This is a genomic window from Pseudomonas amygdali (assembly GCF_002699855.1).
GTDB lineage: Bacteria > Pseudomonadota > Gammaproteobacteria > Pseudomonadales > Pseudomonadaceae > Aquipseudomonas > Aquipseudomonas amygdali.
In genome coordinates, this window is sequence record NZ_LKBW01000017.1 from 1 (window position 1) to 17030 (window position 17030).

The window sequence follows — 17030 nt, forward strand, 5'->3', positions numbered from 1 at the left end:
TTTGGTCGGCATACATGCACCTCTAGCTACATGTTATGCCCGAACACAAAATTTCTGACAGTCTCGACGCCGTGGCCGAAAACGCCAGAGCACGCCGCCTATGTTTACAGACCCGTATCTACAGACCAGTGAGCATCGCACACACGTTTGCAACGCCCTCCACAAAATGTTCGAACCGGTTCATTAACGTTCGATTATCGCCCGAAACAGTTATTTCACAATTGCACGGCACCTTCCGGCCTTTCACTATCGTAGCCAGCTACACGACTCAATAACTACAAAAAAGGTCTGTTCCATGCGCGCTAATTCCTCCTGCAAACTCCTTTGCGGTCTGTCTGCGGCCATTGCTGCAAACCTGACACCCATCAGCGGCAATGCTGCCGGGTTCGTCGAAGACGCCAAGGTCAATCTGAACCTACGCAACTTCTATATCAACCGCAACTTCGTCGACCCGGCCAATGCGCAGAACTACGCCGAGGAGTGGACGCAGAACTTCATCCTCGATGCCCGCTCCGGCTTCACCCAAGGCACCGTTGGCTTTGGTGTGGATGCGCTGGGCCTTTACTCGCTCAAGCTAGACGGCGGCAAGGGAACAGGCGGCACGCAATTGCTGCCGATCCACAGCGATGGACGCCCGGCCGACGACTTCGGGCGACTGGCCGTGGCGGGCAAGGCGCGCTTCTCGAAGACCGAATTGAAGGTCGGCGAGTGGATGCCCGTGTTGCCGATCCTGCGTTCAGATGATGGGCGCTCGCTGCCGCAAACCTTTCAGGGCGGGCAAATCACTTCCAAAGAGATCGACGGGCTGACCCTGTACGGCGGCCAGTTCCGCGGCAACAGTCCGCGCAACGACGCCAGCATGGAAGACATGTCCTTGAACGGCCGCTCAGCGTTCACCTCAGACCGTTTCAACTTCGGCGGCGGCGAGTACGTGTTCAACGAAAAGCGCACCCAGGTCGGCGTGTGGTACGCCGAGCTTGAAGACATCTACCACCAGCAATATTTCAACCTGCTGCACAGCCAGCCGCTGGGCAGCTGGACGCTGGGTGCCAACCTTGGCTACTTCCAGGGCAAAGACGACGGCCAGTCGCTGGCCGGTGATCTGGACAACAAGACCTGGTCAGCGATGCTCTCGGCACGGCACGGCGGTAACACCTTTTACCTGGGTTTGCAGAAGGTCAGCGGCGACAGCGCCTGGATGCGCGTCAACGGTACCAGTGGCGGGACGTTGGCCAACGACAGTTACAACTCCAGCTTCGACAACGCCAGGGAGAAATCCTGGCAGCTGCGTCACGACTACGACTTCGCAGCCCTGGGCGCACCCGGCCTGACCCTGATGAACCGCTACATCAGCGGTGACAATGTACACACCGGCGCTATCACCGATGGCGAAGAGTGGGCACGGGAAACCGAGCTGGCGTACGTGTTCCAGAGTGGCGCGTTCAAAAGTCTGTCGCTCAAATGGCGCAACTCCACCATGCGGCGTGACTACAACACCAACCAGTTCGACGAAAACCGCCTGATCGTCAGCTACCCGCTGTCGCTGCTCTAAAAACAAAAACGCCGCCACGGTTGATCACTCATCGTTATACAGAAATCTAACTGACTATCGTGCCGACGCTCCGCGTCGGCATGCAGTTCTGGACGCTCTGCGNACGCGCCACGCGCTGGTTCTGCGAGTCAGTGAGATTGAGGCCCGACTTCGTGATAAAACAGCGCTTTCATTTATGGGCAGTGAACGCGGGTAAGGCATGACATTTCGCTGCAGCACTCCTTGTTATGCGACTTTTCAATCCTCCTTCAACGACTCCACACCCATTTCATCCCATACCGCTTCGGCGAGGTGGAACGTCGCATTGGCCGCCGGAATGCCGCAGTAGATCGCGCTCTGCATCAGCACTTCCTTGATTTCCTCACGGGTCACGCCATTGTTTTTTGCGGCCTTCAGGTGCAGGCGCAATTCGCCCTCGCGATTCATGCCGATCAGCATCGCAATGGTGATCAGGCTGCGCGTGTGGCGCGGCAACCCTGGACGTGTCCAGATATCACCCCAGGCGTGACGGGTAATCATCTCCTGGAATTCTTCATTGAACGGCGTCAGTTTGCTCAGGCTGTTGTCGACATGCGCATCGCCCAGCACTGCGCGGCGCACCTGCATGCCAGCTTCGTAACGTTCGTCTTCGGTCATCGGGAAATCCTTGTGTGTTCAGCCACGGCACGCTCGACCCATTGTCGGGCCTGGCCAAGGTAATGGGCCGGATCAAGCAGACGATCCAGCTCGTCGGAAGAAAACTGCTCACTGACTTGCGGGGTTTCGCCAAGTACCTGACGCAAATGCGCGCCCTGCTCCACCGCACTCCGGCAGCACTGTTCAACCAGATGGTGGGCAGCGTCGCGCCCGATGCGCTGAGCCAGCGCAATGCTCACTGCCTCGGCGAGCACCAGCCCTTTGGTGGACTGCAGATTGATCGCCATGCGCTCGGCATCGACCTGCAGGCCGGGTAGCACCTGCAACGCCTGCTGCAGCGAACCGGAAACCAGGCAGCACAGCTCCGGCAAAGTCTCCCACTCGGCATGCCACAGGCCCAGACTGCGTTCATGCTCCTGCGGCATGGCCGCAAACATGGTGGCGACCAGCCCCGGGGCGCGGGTGGCTGTACTGATCATGACCGCAGCGCCAACCGGGTTGCGCTTGTGTGGCATGGTCGAAGATCCGCCCTTGCCCGGCGCCGAAGGCTCGAAGACCTCGCCCACTTCGGTCTGCATCAGCAGGCTCACGTCGCGCCCCAGTTTGCCGAGGCTGCCAGCGATCAGGCCCAGCAGACCGGCAAACTCCACCAGTCGGTCGCGCTGGGTGTGCCAGGGCTGCTCGGGCAACTCCAGTTGCAGCTCGCCCGCCAGTGCTTCGGCCACCGAAAAGGCCTGATCGCCCAGCGCCGCGAGGCTGCCGGAAGCACCGCCGAATTGCAGACACAACAGGCGCGGTTTGATCTCGTTCAAGCGCTGTCGATGACGACTGATCGCGCCCAGCCAGCCAGCGATTTTCATCCCCAGGGTGACCGGCGTAGCCTGCTGCAGCCAGGTGCGTCCAGCCAGTGGCGTGCCAGCATGACGCTGTGCCTGCTCAGCCATCGCATCGGCCAGTCGGGTGAGATCACGCTCAAGCAGCACGATCGCTCGACGCAGTTGCAGAATCAGCCCGCTGTCCATCACATCTTGGCTGGTTGCGCCCATATGCACATAGCGCTCGGCCTCAGCACTGCTCGCGGCTATCTGTTTGCCCAGCGCCTTGACCAGCGGAATCGCCGAATTGCCGGCACTGCCGATGGCAATTGCCAGCGCGTCGAAATCGAACAGCCGTGTGTCGCAGCTCAGTTCGATGTCGGCGACCACCTCGGGCGGGATCAGGCCGACGCGTGCCTGTGCCCGAGCCAGCGCAGCCTCGAAATCGAGCATGCCCTGTACCCGGCCTTCATCCGAAAAGATCTCGCGCATTTCGGGTTGCATGAAGTAGGCATCGAAAAGTTGATTGCTCACTCTGTTCACATCACCACTCCAGATTGAAAGGTTTCAGGTAGCGTCCGAATGACTGACCCAGCCCTTGATCAGCACCGCTATCGCGGCCAGGGCAGCCGGGACTGCCAGCGCCGTCAGCACCTGTTCGAAGCTCCAGCCCAGGCCCAGCAGTGTGGCACCGGCCCAGGCGCCGAGAATCGCGCCGAAGCGGCCGATTCCGAGCATCCACGACACGCCAGTGGCACGCCCCTGAGTGGGGTAGAAACGCGCTGCCAGTGAAGGCATTGCCGACTGTGCGCCGTTGATGCACATACCGGCCAGCAGCACCAGCGTGGCCAACAAGGCGACATTGCCCAGACTCTGCCCGACCAGTCAGGCGAACACACCCGCCAGCGCATAGGCCAGACCAATGACCTTATGCGGATTGTAACGATCCATTGCCCAGCCGACCCCCACTGCACTCAGCACCCCGCCGAACTGAAACAGCGCGCCGATGAAGGCCGACTGTTCCATGCTAGCGCCACTGTCGCGCATCAACGTCGGCAGCCAGCTGGTCAACAGGTAGACGATAACCAGACCCATGAAATACGTCAGCCACAGCAACAGCGTGCCAGCGCTGTATGTACCGGAGAAAATCACTTTCAGCACGTTGCGGCTACTGACCGTTTTCTGCTCGGGAACGCTGAAATCGGTGATGCCAGCCAACGCCTTCGGCGCAATCGGTGCCAGCACTTTGCGAATACGCTCCGCACCGCGATTGCGCACCACCAGAAACCGCGCTGATTCCGGCAGCCAGACCATCAGTACCATCGCCAGTATCAACGGCAGAATACCGCCCAGCATCAGCAGGCTGTGCCAGCCCATGCTCGGGATCAGTTTGGCCGACACAAACCCACCACAGGCCATGCCCAGATTGAAACCACAGAACATGCTGGTCACCAGCAGCGACTTGAGCCGCTCGGGCGTGTATTCCGACAACAACGTGGTGGCATTGGGCATCGCTGCACCGAGCCCCAGCCCGGTCAGAAGGCGTAATACCAGCAGTTGATCAATGTTGCTGCTGTAGGCAGACGCCAGGCTGAACAGACCGAACAGGAACACCGCGAACACCAGCACGACCTTGCGCCCGAACCGGTCGGCCAGCGGGCCGGAACCCAGCGCGCCGAACACCATGCCGATCAGCGCAGCGCTCATCACCGGGCCCAGGCTGGCCCGGTCGATGCCCCAGTCCTGGCTGAGCGCTGGTGCAATGAAGCCCATTGCGGCGGTATCGAGGCCATCGAGAAACACGATCAGAAAACACAGCGCAACCACCCGCCACTGATACCCGGACAGCGGTTGCGCATTGATGAAGGCCTGAACGTCGAGCGTACACGGCACAGGCCGGCTGGCGGAAAGCGTCATGGAGATGTCCTTTTATTTTTATAAGGTCGCCTGCCGATGCAGGCGCCGGGAACGCACGCACATTGATACGCAAATCGACAACCGATTCAGAAATCGAAAAACACTGTTTCGCCCTCACCCTGCACGCGGATATCAAAACGATAGGCCGTTTGCCCATCATGCGTGCAGCGGCGCGCGACCAGCGTTTCGCGACGCGGCGGCTGCTCGATCAGATTGAGCACCGGGTCCTGAGCATTGGCCTGCGCTTCGTCGTCGAAATACAGCCGCGTCTGCAGATGAATATTGATACCACGGGCAAACAGCGAAACGTTGATGTGCGCAGCCATCGGCACCCCGGCCGCATTATGTGCCGAGCCTGGCTTGATGGTCTTCAGAATCCATTGGCCGTCGTCAGTGGTCGCCGTGCGGCCGAAGCCGTTGAACGGCCGCTCCGGATCGAATTCGCTGTGATACGCACCTTGATGGTCGGCCTGCCAGAATTCCAGATACGCATCGCGGATCAGATGACCGTTGCCGTCGAAGACGTTGCCCAGCAGCACGATGTGCTCACCCGGCGCGTCGGGCCTGGCCATCTCGTTCCAGATTTCCAGCTCGCGGGTCGGATTGCCGGCCACTTGCGGTGCCAGACCGATGTGCACGTACGGGCCAGCGGTTTGCGAAGGGGTTTCCTGCAGTAATTGAACGGGCATGTCGGGCCTCCTCAGCAATTTTCGAAGTGTGTCTTGCGCTGGCCGCGCAACACGATGTCAAAGCGGTACGCCAGGCAATCCATTGGATTACCCATCCCCAGATCGAGCCTGGCAATAAGGCTCTGCACGGCGTCCGGGTTGGCGATGGCCTTGACAATCGGGCAGATAGGAATCAACGGATCGCCTTCGAAATACAGCTGGGTGACCAGGCGGGTGGCAATCGACGGGCCGCTGATCGACACATGAATATGCGCCGGACGCCAGTCGTTAGGGCCGTTGCGCCACGGGTAAGGGCCTGGCTTGACGGTGCGGAAGCTGTAATTGCCTTCGCTGTCGGTCAGCGCTCGCCCTACACCGCCAAAGTTGGGGTCGATGGGTGCCAGATAGGCATCGCGTTTGTGGCGATAACGCCCGCCGGCATTGGCTTGCCAGATCTCCACCAAGGTATGCGGAATCGGCTTGCCGTACTGATCACAGACCCGGCCGGCCAGCAGGATGCGCTCACCGATGGGCAGCCCGCCGTTGTTGAAGTTGAGCAGCAGATCGTTGTCGTGCTGACCAAACTTCAAATGCGAGAAATCCGGGCCCGTGGTTTCGGAAATGGATTGCGGGATACTGACCAGCGCCTGACGCGGCGAGCGCAGGATCGAGGTCTTGTAATCAGGTGTCAGGGCTTTGGGGTGCCAGTTTCGGTCACGAATGACGAAGCGGCTATTGTCCGCGGCAGACATGGCGTTCTCCTTGTTTTTCTTATGGGCGCAGGCGTCGATCACTTGCGCTACAGGCTGCGGCTAAGTGTCGCGTGATCCATGCTTATAGAAAATTGAAATAAAACCGGTTATCCATAACCAAATGGTTATGCATACTGCGCTTTGCGGTAGGTCTCTCCGACGCCTCGCAGCTCATCCACACACCATTGCGCCGCGCGTGTCAGCGGCAGGGCCGGGTTGCTGCACAGGCCGACCGATCCGCCCGGCTCGCGAATACCCATGTCCAGCTCCACCAGCGTGCCGCCTTTCAACTCCAGCGACACCGCATCCAGTGGCGCGATCCACACCGCATCGCTGCACTGCACATAGCGGCGGCTCAGGGTGAGTGACAGGGTTTCAAGGCGCTGACGCGGCATGCGGATACCGCATTGTACGAAAAGACTGTCGGCAAACTTGCGGATGCTGGTGCCCGCCAGCGGCAACACCAGCGGGAACTGCTCCAGACTTTCAGGCTTGAGCGGTGCCGTCAGTAACGGGTGATCGTTGCGCACCACCAGCGTCATCGACTCGTTGTACAGATGCTCGAACGTCAGCCCCTGAATCTGCGGGCTGTCAGTCATGCGCCCGACCACGAGGTCCAGCTCCCCTACCCTCAGTTGCGACAGCAGGTAGGCACTGGGGCCGGTCATCACGCTGACGATCAACGCGGGGTGGCGCTCGTGCAGACGATGGACCACCTCCGGAACCAACAGGCTTTCAGCCGTGGACAGCACGCCCAACCGTGCGGTAACAGTTTCATGTTCACCCGAGCGCAGGCTACTGACACCTTCACGCAGGGCCTGGACGCTCGGCCCGGCGAAACGCATGAATGCCACCCCCGCCTCGGTCAGCGCCGCACCGCTCTTGCTGCGCACAAACAAGGTGGTGGCCAGCAGTGTTTCCAGCTCCTTGAGACTTTTCGACAGCGCGGGCTGACTGATTGCCAGTACATCGGAGGCACGCGCCAGACTGCCCTGCCGAGCCACCTCGAGAAAGCACACCAGATGGCGAAATTTGATGCGGGTATCAATATTCAATGCGCGTCGGGTCCGGGGGATAAAGAAGAATGCAGCTCTACGACAATGCCGCTCAACGACTCAAAAACGAAGCTACCTGAGGCGCGTCAAATGGCCAGTCCAGCTCATCCCCGGTGTCGACTCGACGCAACACAGGGACGCGCAACTCGTAACGCTCGAACAGTTGTTCATCCTCGCAGATGTCGACCAGCCCAACCAGCAGGCCGTGCTCGATGGCGAACGGCAGTAAAACCGCTTCGGCAACCTCGCACAGCGGGCAGCCCAGGGTACTGAACAGCTGGCATTCGGGCGGCATGAATTGATCCTCGGCAAATCCTCTACAACCGAAAATTATTCTAGGCGCACCCCGCGATCACGTCGACACCCGGAAATGCGTCTTGCTGAACGCGTTGGCGCGGTCCAGTACCGGTTTCTCGAAACAACGGTAACCGACCCAGCCGTAACACACCGTTGCCGCCATCATCAGCAGCGCGAAAAACAGGTTGTCCAGATAGCTTTCGGGCCAGGCACCGACCAGGCTCCACACCCGCCCGATCACCCCCAACACCAGCAGATGAGACAGATAGATCGTGTAGGACATGTCGCCCACAGCGACCAAAAACCCTGGCACAGCCAGTTGTCGACGTCGTTCGAGCAGGACAAGGGTCAGTACCAACAGGCCGAAAGTACCGCCGACCATGAGCATGCGCAGCAAGCCCTGACTGTCGTATAACCGGAAGTAACCGATCAGGGGCACGCCCAGCAGCAGCGCACCTCCCAGCGAGGCAAGGACGGCAGCGGTCGGCACGCGCGCGCTGTGCCGACCATAAAAGAACAACGCCAGCGCTGCGCCGAGAATGAATTCAAGGGCGTAGGGATGCAGGATGATCTTCAATGCGGGCGAATAGTCCTGCCAGTCGGCCAGCACGTTGAACACGATAATGATCAGCGCCCAGCCGCCGAGCCGAAGCGGCACGCTGCGTTCACGAAACAACAGAAAGCCGGAGTACACGACGTAGAACCACAGTTCGAACAGCAGCGACCAGGCCACCATCACCAGCAGCACTTTATCGTTGGGCAGCAGCAGGAACGACATAATCAAGTTGGAAGCCCCATGCCCGCTGTTGACCATGCCCGGCTGCACCAGGTACACCGCCAGCGTAATGAAAAAGTACAGCCAGTACGTGGGGTAGATCCGCGACACCCTGTTGAACAGAAAGCGCCGGGCCTCGACCCCACTCTGGAAACGGCCACGACTGACGATCACCATCACGAAACCGCTGATGACAAAGAACAGATCGACACCCAACTGAAAAAAATCGAGCATTGGCGGCAGAAGGATATCGCCACCGGAAAACTTGCTCTCTACCGACATCATGTGAAACAACACCACACCCAGGACAGCCATGCCCCTGAGCCCCTGCAGGGAATACAGCCGCTCCATGCCTCTCTCCATTCAGCTCTCATATCGCGCGCCATGTACGTGATCACGCGTGTGGAGCATAGCCAATGGCCAGAAATACGGAACCCCAATCTTCAACACGTCGCGGTTTTTCCTGACAGATACTTTTGGAGTAAGGTGCAGCGGCAGCACGCAGCCTGATCGAACACCAGACGGCAATCGAAGTGAACCTTCAGGAATCACCTGTACTCGAAACATTCATACGCCCACCAAACGGAGAACATCATGGCCCGCCAAACTGCACAGAATGCTCAGGAAATCCTGAGAGCCGACTTCCAGGTACTGGTCGCCGACACTGAGAAATTGCTGGCGCATACCGCATCACTGGCCGGTGATCAGGCCGATGAACTGCGTGCCCAGATTCGTGAGAGCCTGCTGCGTGCCAAGGAAACACTGAAGACCACTGAAGATTCGCTTCGTGAGCGCGGTGAGGCTGCAGTGATCGCTACCGAAGATTACGTTCAGAACAACCCCTGGCAGTCAGTCGGTATCGCCGCAGGCGTCGGCTTTCTGATCGGTCTGCTGGCTACAAGGCGCTAACATCATGACTCTGGGAACGGAATCAGCACCGCCCGAGGGAACTTCGGGCTCTTCACCGCGGCGTCTTGGCACTGCATTCCTTGGCCTGCTGCACACGCACGTCGAGCTGTTCGGCATCGAATTGCAGGAGCAGAAGGCACGTACCGTCAGCCTGCTGCTGTTCGCGGGACTGGCGCTGGTTTTCGGCCTGTTGCTGCTCACTGGGCTCTCGGCCTTGTTGCTGATCGTTCTGTGGGACAGCTATCGCCTGGCCGGTATCGTCGGCCTTTGCACGTTCTACCTGCTGGCCGCCATCTTCTGCGGGCTGCGCCTCAAGGCAGCGATTTTCGATGAGTCGTCGCCATTCCACGCAACCCTTGAAGAGCTGGCCAACGACCGCGAGCGATTGATGCCATGAGTGAACCCAAGTCGCACCAGAGTAATACCCGTCGAGAACTGCGCAAGGCGTTGATCCGCCTGCGCATGGAGATGCACCGTCAGGAAATTCGTCATGAGTCGACGCAACTGCTGCAGCCGTTGCAACGCTTTCGCGGGATCCGCCATGACTGGAAAAGCGCGCTCGGCTTTCGCCACGCGCCACTCTGGGGAGTGGGCTCGGTCGCCCTGCTGGGGTTTCTGAGCGGCAAACGTGCCAAGACCGGACGCACCAGCCTGCTGGGTCGCCTGTTGAAGCTCGGCATCACGCTGACGCCACTGATCAAGGTCGCCATGCAGAGTCGCGCCATCCAGAACCGCAACCGCAGGCTCTGATTACGCCAGACCTTTTGCGTGATTCGAGCCTTGTGACAAATGCCTGCTCCGGTGCTCCGGGGCGGGCATTTGCTTTTCAACACACCCTGTTTCTGTCTGTCCGCGCTTCAGGCCTTGCGGCAGGCATGCCGAACCGGGAAGCTACGGCCAACATTACTGACGGAGTGAACGCCTTGGATTGGCAAACCCTGCTTAACCGCGAACGACTTGGCAAGACACTGCACAGCCCCGAAGAATTAGGGCGCAGTCCGTTTCACAAGGACCATGACCGGATCATCTTTTCCGGTGCGTTTCGCCGTCTGGGACGTAAGACGCAAGTCCATCCGGTGTCCAGCAACGACCATATTCATACCCGCCTGACTCACTCGCTGGAAGTCAGCTGCGTCGGCCGCTCACTGGGCATGCGCGTTGGCGAAACCCTGCGCACTGCGCTGCCCGACTGGTGCGACCCAAGCGACCTGGGCATGGTTGTACAATCCGCCTGCCTGGCACACGACATTGGCAACCCACCGTTCGGCCATTCTGGCGAAGACGCAATTCGCAACTGGTTCAATCAGGCTGCCGGACGTGGCTGGCTCGACGCGATGAGCGAGACAGAGCGCAATGACTTTCTCAATTTCGAGGGCAATGCCCAGGGCTTTCGGGTGCTGACGCAGTTGGAGTACCACCAGTTCGACGGCGGTACCCGTCTGACCTACGCAACACTGGGCACTTACCTCAAATACCCGTGGACCGCTCGCCACGCAGACTCGCTGGGCTACAAGAAGCACAAGTTCGGCTGCTATCAGAGTGAACTGCCAATCCTTGAGCAGATCGCTGGCAAGCTGGGTTTGCCGCAGCTTGAGGAACAACGCTGGGCGCGCCATCCACTGGTTTACCTGATGGAAGCCGCCGATGACATCTGTTATGCACTGATCGATCTGGAGGACGGCCTGGAGATGGACCTGCTGGACTACGCGGAAGTGGAGTCACTTCTGCTTGGACTGGTCGGCGATGATCTTCCGGAAACCTATCGGCAACTGGGCCCTGGCGACTCACGGCGGCGCAAGCTGGCCATCCTGCGCGGCAAGGCCATCGAGCACCTGACCAACGCAGCGGCCAGAGCATTCGTCGAGCAACAGGACGCCCTGCTTGCGGGCACGCTGCCCGGGGATCTCGTGGAACACATGCACGGCCCGGCCAAACGCTGCGTACTGAACGCCAAGGACATGGCGCGCAAGAAAATCTTTCAGGACAAGCGCAAGACGCTGCATGAAATAGGTGCCTACACCACACTGGAAATCCTCTTAAACGCCTTTTGCGGTGCAGCGGTCGAACAGTTTGGCGGCAGGACGCCCTCCTTCAAGCACCGACGTATCCTCGACCTGCTGGGCAACAGCGCGCCGGATCCCAAGGCACCGCTGCATGCATCGTTCCTGCGCATGATCGACTTCATCGCCGGCATGACCGACAGCTATGCCAGTGAGATGGCCCGGGAAATGACTGGCCGCTCCGGACAGATTTAGCCTTGATAAGACCAACCGAGTACCTGCGCGCATGCAGATACAACGCTGGTCAGACCTGATTGCCTCGCAAAACTCAGACAGGCCCTACATGCATGTCAGACGAGTCCTATCGCAGCTTTTCTTGCATCCCTCAATAATTACAGCCACTTCGAATGCCACTCCGGCTCGTCATCCATCCGCCTGCGATACTAACGGTCCGCACGCCGTCTGCGAGGCCTGAACGTCTCGCCAGGGCCTTTCCGGAAAACTCATGTCCACACACAGCCTGCGCATCCTCCTGGTGGAAGATCACCCGTTTCAACTGATCGCCACTCAGGTGCTGCTCAACAATCAGGGCTATTTTCTACTGACTCCCGCACTCACCGCCGCAGAGGCCATGGCTGCCATGCAACGCAGCCCGGAGCCCTATGGGCTGTTACTGTGCGATCAGTGCCTGCCGGATATGTCAGGCCTTGACCTGATCGACGAGGCAGCCCGTCAAGGCTTGCTGCATCAGGCCATTCTTCTCAGCGGCCTGCCTGATGTACAGCTTGAAAACCTGCAGCAGCTTGCCACGCAGCGCGACCTGCCCCTGCTCGGCTGCCTGAGCAAACCCCTGCATGGACCTGACCTCAGCCGCTTGCTGGGGCACGGCCCTGAGTGACATCTGCATTCCTGTTTCAAGCGACTTCGGAAATGCCTCGCAACTATGTAAACGGCAACTGATGCAAAACCGCGCTGCTTGTGAATTCACGTTCAGTCTCGTAGGAAATCATCAACCCACATGAATGATGATTCCATAAAGTAATAAAAACCCCGTGCATCAATAACCAAATACACACCGAAATAAGCATTAACGTTTAAACACACTTGTGTTCAACGTAGGCTTTTACGTACTCCGATACGCTAATTATTGTAGGACTTTTCCTATATATGCCTGCCGAGCAAGTCTCTTTATGTGCCTGCCCGAACATCTGAGCTAAGGTGCGCGCTTTCTTCACTGCTTGTTATGGAATGGAATATGAACTCAGTTTTTATCATCGACGACCATCCGGTTATCCGGATGGCAGTCAGAATGCTTCTGGAAAACGAAAATTACGAAGTGGTGGGCGAAACCGATAACGGCGTCGACGCGATGCAAATGGTTCGCGAATGCATGCCTGACCTGATCATTCTCGACATCAGCATTCCCAAGCTCGACGGCCTTGAGGTACTGGCGCGCTTCAATACGATGGGGCTGCCCTCCAAGATACTGGTGCTGACATCGCAAACCCCCAACCTGTTTGCCATTCGTTGCATGCAATCGGGCGCTTCCGGTTATGTATGCAAGCAGGAAGACCTGAGCGAACTGCTCAGTTCGGTGAAAGCGGTATTATCCGGCTACAATTACTTTCCCAGTCAGGCATTGGCGTGTGCCGTTCGCGAAGACGGGCAGACGAACGAGCTGGAATTGTTCAAGTTGGTCAATGATCGCGAACTGATGGTGTTGCAATTGTTTGCTCAAGGCCGCTCCAACAAGGAAATAGCCAAGGGCATGTTTCTCAGTAACAAGACCGTCAGCACTTACAAAACGCGACTTATGCAAAAGCTGAAAACCAGAACCTTGGTAGAACTTATCGAGATGGCAAAACGCAACGCGCTAGTGTGAGAAACCGGATGCCCACACGCTTTAGACAATTATTAATACTGGCCACAGGCCTGTGCATGGGCTGGAGTGCTCAGGCCAGCCTTTATGCGGCCGAACATTACACACTGCTTGGTCGCTCAAGCCCGGCACACATGGACGTGAAGCTGGACAGCAACCAATGGCAATGGGTGCGCGGTCAACGTGAACTGACTCTCGGCATCTCGAACCCTGATTACCCGCCCTTCGATATCACAATGTCAGGCAACGACTATGAAGGCATCACTGCCGATTACGCGGGCATCATTTCGGATGCGCTGGCCCTGCCGGTCAGGGTGCAGCGCTTCGAAACCCGCGATGCAGCGATCAAGGCACTGATCACAGGCCAGGTCGACCTGCTGGGCACTGCCAACGGCTTTGAAGCAGTTGATCGCAACATCAGACTGTCACAGCCCTACTCGGTGGATCAGCCCGTGCTGGTCACCCGGATCGGAGACACGCGCCCCCTCAACGATGGCCTGAAAGGCATGCGGCTGAGCATGGTCTATCACTATTTACCACCCGCAGAGGTCGAGGCGACGTACCCGGGTGCAACACTGAAGACCTACCCCTCGTTTCAGAACGCCATCAACGCCGTAGCCTTCAACCAGGCCGATGTCTTTCTGGGCGATACGATTTCCACCCAGTACATCATCAACAAGGGCTATCTGAACAATGTGCAAATGTCGAATTTCGGCAAGCACGAGCCCAATGGCTTCAGCTTCGCCGTCAGCAATGAAAACACACAATTGCTGGGTGTCATCAACCAGACACTGAAAGCGATTCCAGTCGATGAGCGCATCAACATTTCCAGGCGCTGGAGCACCGGCAGCGACCTGATGCTCCCCGACCAGAAGCTGCAACTGACGCAACGCGAGGAACGCTGGATCGCTCAGCACCCGACCGTGCGCGTGGTGGTCAACGAAGCGTACGCACCGCTGACCTTCTTTGACGCCAAGGGCAACTTTCGCGGCATCACCGCCGACCTGCTTGAACTGGTCCGCCTGCGCACCGGCCTCAGGTTCGACGTCAAGCGCTCGCCCAGCCTGACCGATATGCTGAACCAGGTCAGCGAGGGCCAGGCGGACCTGATCGGCGCACTGGTGTCCAGCGATGAACGAGAAGACCACCTGAGCTTCAGCCGGCCGTATATCGACAACTCATTTGTACTGGTCACCCGCAAGGACCAGGGTTCGCCCAGCTATCTGGAACAGATGGACGGCAAACGCCTGGCAATAACCCAAGGCAGCCCGATGCTGGACTGGCTGCGACGCAAATACCCCAGAGTCGTACCGCTGGAAATCGACAACCCGTTCCAGGCGCTGGACATGTTGTCACTGGGCAGAACGGAAGGCGCGGTCATTTCGCTGCTCAGCGCAGACTACTTTCTGTCTTCAGGCATCTTCGAGGAACGCCTGCAGATGACCGCCACCATCGGCGAGGACCCGGCGCTGATTTCCATGGCTACCTCACGCAATGCCACCGAGCTGAGTTCGATTCTCGACAAGGCGCTGGCAAGCATCGCGCCGCAGGATCTGGCGGCGATCAACAATCGATGGCGCGCCTATGCCCCTTCAAGCGCCAGCTGGCATGACTACGAACGCCTTATCTATCAGATTCTGATCAGTGCAGGCCTGTTGCTGCTGGGCCTGCTGGCCTGGAATGCCTGGATGCGGCGGCAGATACGTCAGCGTGAAGCGGCAGAGCGGGCGCTGGGCGACCAGTTCGAATTCATGCGCGCACTGGTTGAAGGCACGCCCCATCCGATCTACGTGCGGGATCGCGAAGGCATGCTGCGTATGTGCAATGACAGCTACCTGAGGGTCTTCTCAGCGCAACGTGAAGACATCATCGGCAAGAGCGCTACCGAAGGAGTGCTGGGCAATGCCTTCGAAGCGCGGGAATACGCTGCCGACTATCAACGGGTCATGGCCAGTAACACTGCATTGATCCTCGACCGGCCCCTGCGCATTGGCGACCGGCAGATGACCATCTACCACTGGATCCTCCCCTTTCGCGACTCTCTGGGCGAGGTGCAGGGCATCATTGGCGGCTGGATCGATATCAGCGAGCGTCGCCAGCTTATTGAAGACTTGCAGGCCGCCAAGGAACAGGCTGACGCTGCCAGCCGTGCCAAGAGCACCTTTCTTGCCACCATGAGCCATGAAATCCGTACGCCCATGAATGCAGTGATCGGAATGCTGGAGCTGGCGCTCAAACGTGCCGATCATGGCGAACTGGACCGCTCAGCCATCGAAGTCGCCTACAGCTCGGCCAACGACTTACTGGACCTGATCGGTGACATTCTCGACATTGCGCGCATTGAATCCGGCCGGCTGTCACTGAATCCAGAGCGGGCGAACCTGCGTCGACTGGTAGAGTCGGTACTGCGGGTATTCGACGGTCTGGCTCGCCAGAAGGACCTCGACCTGGTGCTGGAACTGGACAGCCGGATCAACGCCGATGTGCTGATCGACCCTCTGCGCTTCAAACAGATACTGTCCAACCTCGTAAGCAACGCCATCAAGTTCACCCCTATGGGACGGATCAAGATCGTGCTGCAGGCAGCCGAGAGCCCGGACCCGCAACTGCTGCACCTGCACATTACCGTTCAGGACAGCGGTATAGGCATCAGCGCCGAAGACCAGCAGCGTTTGTTCGAGCCCTTTGCCCAGGCCGATAACACCGGGCAGATGGCGCGCACCGGTGCCGGGCTGGGCCTGGTGATTTGCCGCAGCCTTTGCATGATGATGGGCGGCAACCTCTCGCTTGATAGCGTACCAGGCCAAGGCACCCGGATCAGTATGAACCTGGTGCTTACCACGCTTGAACCACTCACAGGCCAGCCCGTTACTACGCCACCGCTAGCCGTCGCTCACCAGACGCTACGGATCCTGATCGTCGACGACCATCCTGCCAACCGGCTGCTGCTCTGCCAGCAACTCGGTTTTCTAGGTCACCACTGCGAAATGGCCGAAAACGGCGCGCAGGGGCTTGAGCACTGGAAGACCGATACCTTTGATCTGGTGGTTGTCGTCTGCAACATGCCGGTCATGAACGGCTATGACATGACCACTGCAATCCGCGCGATTGAAGACGCAGACGGCCAGCCACGCTGTCCGGTCTGGGGCTTCACGGCCAATGCGCAGCCTGACGAGATCGAGCGCTGCCGCGCAGCAGGCATGGACGACTGCCTCTTCAAACCCATCAGCCTTTCGATGCTCAGCGAACGGCTGACAGCCGTTTCGCCGCTGGCGCGCACACCTCTGCCGTTCAGCCTCGACAGCCTCAGCAACCTGACCGGTAACCGTCCGAAAATGGTTGAACGCCTGCTTGCGCAGCTACTGCAAAGCAATCACGAGGACCGGCTGTTGCTGGCCAGACTGATACCGGAAAACAATCGCAGGAAAACCCGCGACCTGGCCACAGGATCAAAGGTGCCGCACGGATCATCAGCGCTTCAAGGGTGGTCGATGCCTGCGATGCACTTGAGCAGGCCTGCGAAGCGGACACGCCGGATGAACAGTTCCATACCTGTCAGCAGGTTGTCGAGCTGGCGATGATCGAGCTTGAGGACGCGCTGATTCTGCAGCAGGCGAAACCTGACTGAAGACGTTTCAAAGACGATGTAGCGAAGGGGAACAAGGAGACTGTCAGAAATTTTGTGTTCGGGCATAACATGTAGCTAGAGGTGCATGTATGCCGACCAAAAAGAAGTCCGCCAATGCAACAGCGAGGGAGTTGCCCTCGATTCCCC

At 58.8% G+C, this 17030-nt stretch carries 14 protein-coding genes and 2 pseudogenes; 8 read left to right on the forward strand and 8 right to left on the reverse strand.

From position 1 onward, the window contains the following. The first annotated feature begins 295 nt into the window (after window positions 1–295). Window positions 296–1552 (forward strand): OprD family porin, encoded by a 1257-nt coding sequence (locus AO277_RS02475; protein ID WP_031595227.1) that lies wholly within the window; start codon window positions 296–298, stop codon window positions 1550–1552. A gap of 237 nt (window positions 1553–1789) precedes the next feature. Here the strand turns inward: AO277_RS02475 and pcaC are convergent, their stop codons facing one another. The 8 genes and pseudogenes from pcaC to AO277_RS02515 all read right to left on the reverse strand — a co-directional run bounded on the left by pcaC (window position 1790) and on the right by AO277_RS02515 (window position 8818). Continuing rightward, the gene (pcaC, locus tag AO277_RS02480) at window positions 1790–2188 is read right to left on the reverse strand and encodes a 4-carboxymuconolactone decarboxylase (RefSeq protein WP_044319470.1); all 399 of its coding nucleotides are present in this window, start codon (window positions 2186–2188) and stop codon (window positions 1790–1792) included. Continuing rightward, window positions 2185–3546, reverse strand: a complete 1362-nt coding sequence (locus AO277_RS02485) for a 3-carboxy-cis,cis-muconate cycloisomerase (RefSeq protein ID WP_044319469.1) — start codon at window positions 3544–3546, stop codon at window positions 2185–2187. The genes pcaC and AO277_RS02485 overlap by 4 nt, the downstream gene beginning before the upstream one ends. A 24-nt stretch (window positions 3547–3570) precedes the next feature. Further along, a pseudogene (gene pcaK / locus AO277_RS02490) lies at window positions 3571–4920 on the reverse strand (4-hydroxybenzoate transporter PcaK). An 86-nt stretch (window positions 4921–5006) separates the two neighbouring features. Next, window positions 5007–5609, reverse strand: a complete 603-nt coding sequence (pcaG, locus tag AO277_RS02495) for a protocatechuate 3,4-dioxygenase subunit alpha (RefSeq protein WP_004665140.1) — start codon at window positions 5607–5609, stop codon at window positions 5007–5009. Window positions 5610–5620: 11 nt separating this feature from the next. After that, window positions 5621–6340 carry a protocatechuate 3,4-dioxygenase subunit beta gene (gene pcaH / locus AO277_RS02500; RefSeq protein ID WP_002553121.1) on the reverse strand — a complete coding sequence of 240 codons (720 nt, stop codon included), beginning with the start codon at window positions 6338–6340 and terminating at the stop codon, window positions 5621–5623. A 125-nt stretch (window positions 6341–6465) separates the two neighbouring features. Further along, window positions 6466–7395: a pca operon transcription factor PcaQ gene (pcaQ, locus tag AO277_RS02505; RefSeq protein WP_044319468.1), complete on the reverse strand. Its 930-nt coding sequence runs from the start codon at window positions 7393–7395 to the stop codon at window positions 6466–6468. Window positions 7396–7447: 52 nt separating this feature from the next. Continuing rightward, window positions 7448–7690, reverse strand: coding sequence for a glutaredoxin family protein (locus AO277_RS02510; RefSeq protein WP_044319467.1), 243 nt, complete (start codon window positions 7688–7690; stop codon window positions 7448–7450). 57 nt (window positions 7691–7747) lie between these two features. Continuing rightward, the gene (locus AO277_RS02515) at window positions 7748–8818 is read right to left on the reverse strand and encodes an acyltransferase family protein (RefSeq protein ID WP_044319466.1); all 1071 of its coding nucleotides are present in this window, start codon (window positions 8816–8818) and stop codon (window positions 7748–7750) included. Between the two features lie 243 nt (window positions 8819–9061). Here AO277_RS02515 and AO277_RS02520 point away from each other — a divergent pair, with 243 nt between their 5' ends. The 7 genes and pseudogenes from AO277_RS02520 to AO277_RS02550 all read left to right on the forward strand — a co-directional run bounded on the left by AO277_RS02520 (window position 9062) and on the right by AO277_RS02550 (window position 16883). Next, window positions 9062–9376: an ElaB/YgaM/YqjD family protein gene (locus tag AO277_RS02520; RefSeq protein WP_002553118.1), complete on the forward strand. Its 315-nt coding sequence runs from the start codon at window positions 9062–9064 to the stop codon at window positions 9374–9376. A gap of 4 nt (window positions 9377–9380) precedes the next feature. Further along, on the forward strand, window positions 9381–9773 hold the full coding sequence (locus AO277_RS02525) for a phage holin family protein (protein WP_044319465.1): 393 nt from the start codon (window positions 9381–9383) through the stop codon (window positions 9771–9773). Further along, window positions 9770–10126 carry a hypothetical protein gene (locus tag AO277_RS02530; RefSeq protein WP_002553116.1) on the forward strand — a complete coding sequence of 119 codons (357 nt, stop codon included), beginning with the start codon at window positions 9770–9772 and terminating at the stop codon, window positions 10124–10126. The genes AO277_RS02525 and AO277_RS02530 overlap by 4 nt, the downstream gene beginning before the upstream one ends. Window positions 10127–10299: 173 nt before the next feature. Further along, window positions 10300–11631, forward strand: a complete 1332-nt coding sequence (locus tag AO277_RS02535) for a deoxyguanosinetriphosphate triphosphohydrolase (RefSeq protein WP_002553115.1) — start codon at window positions 10300–10302, stop codon at window positions 11629–11631. A gap of 250 nt (window positions 11632–11881) precedes the next feature. Further along, complete coding sequence (locus AO277_RS02540; protein ID WP_044319464.1) at window positions 11882–12274, forward strand: response regulator; 393 nt, start codon at window positions 11882–11884, stop codon at window positions 12272–12274. Between the two features lie 357 nt (window positions 12275–12631). Next, window positions 12632–13258, forward strand: coding sequence for a response regulator transcription factor (locus AO277_RS02545; protein WP_005732559.1), 627 nt, complete (start codon window positions 12632–12634; stop codon window positions 13256–13258). Between the two features lie 56 nt (window positions 13259–13314). Then, window positions 13315–16883 (forward strand): annotated as a pseudogene (locus AO277_RS02550) (transporter substrate-binding domain-containing protein). Window positions 16884–17030 lie beyond the last annotated feature (147 nt).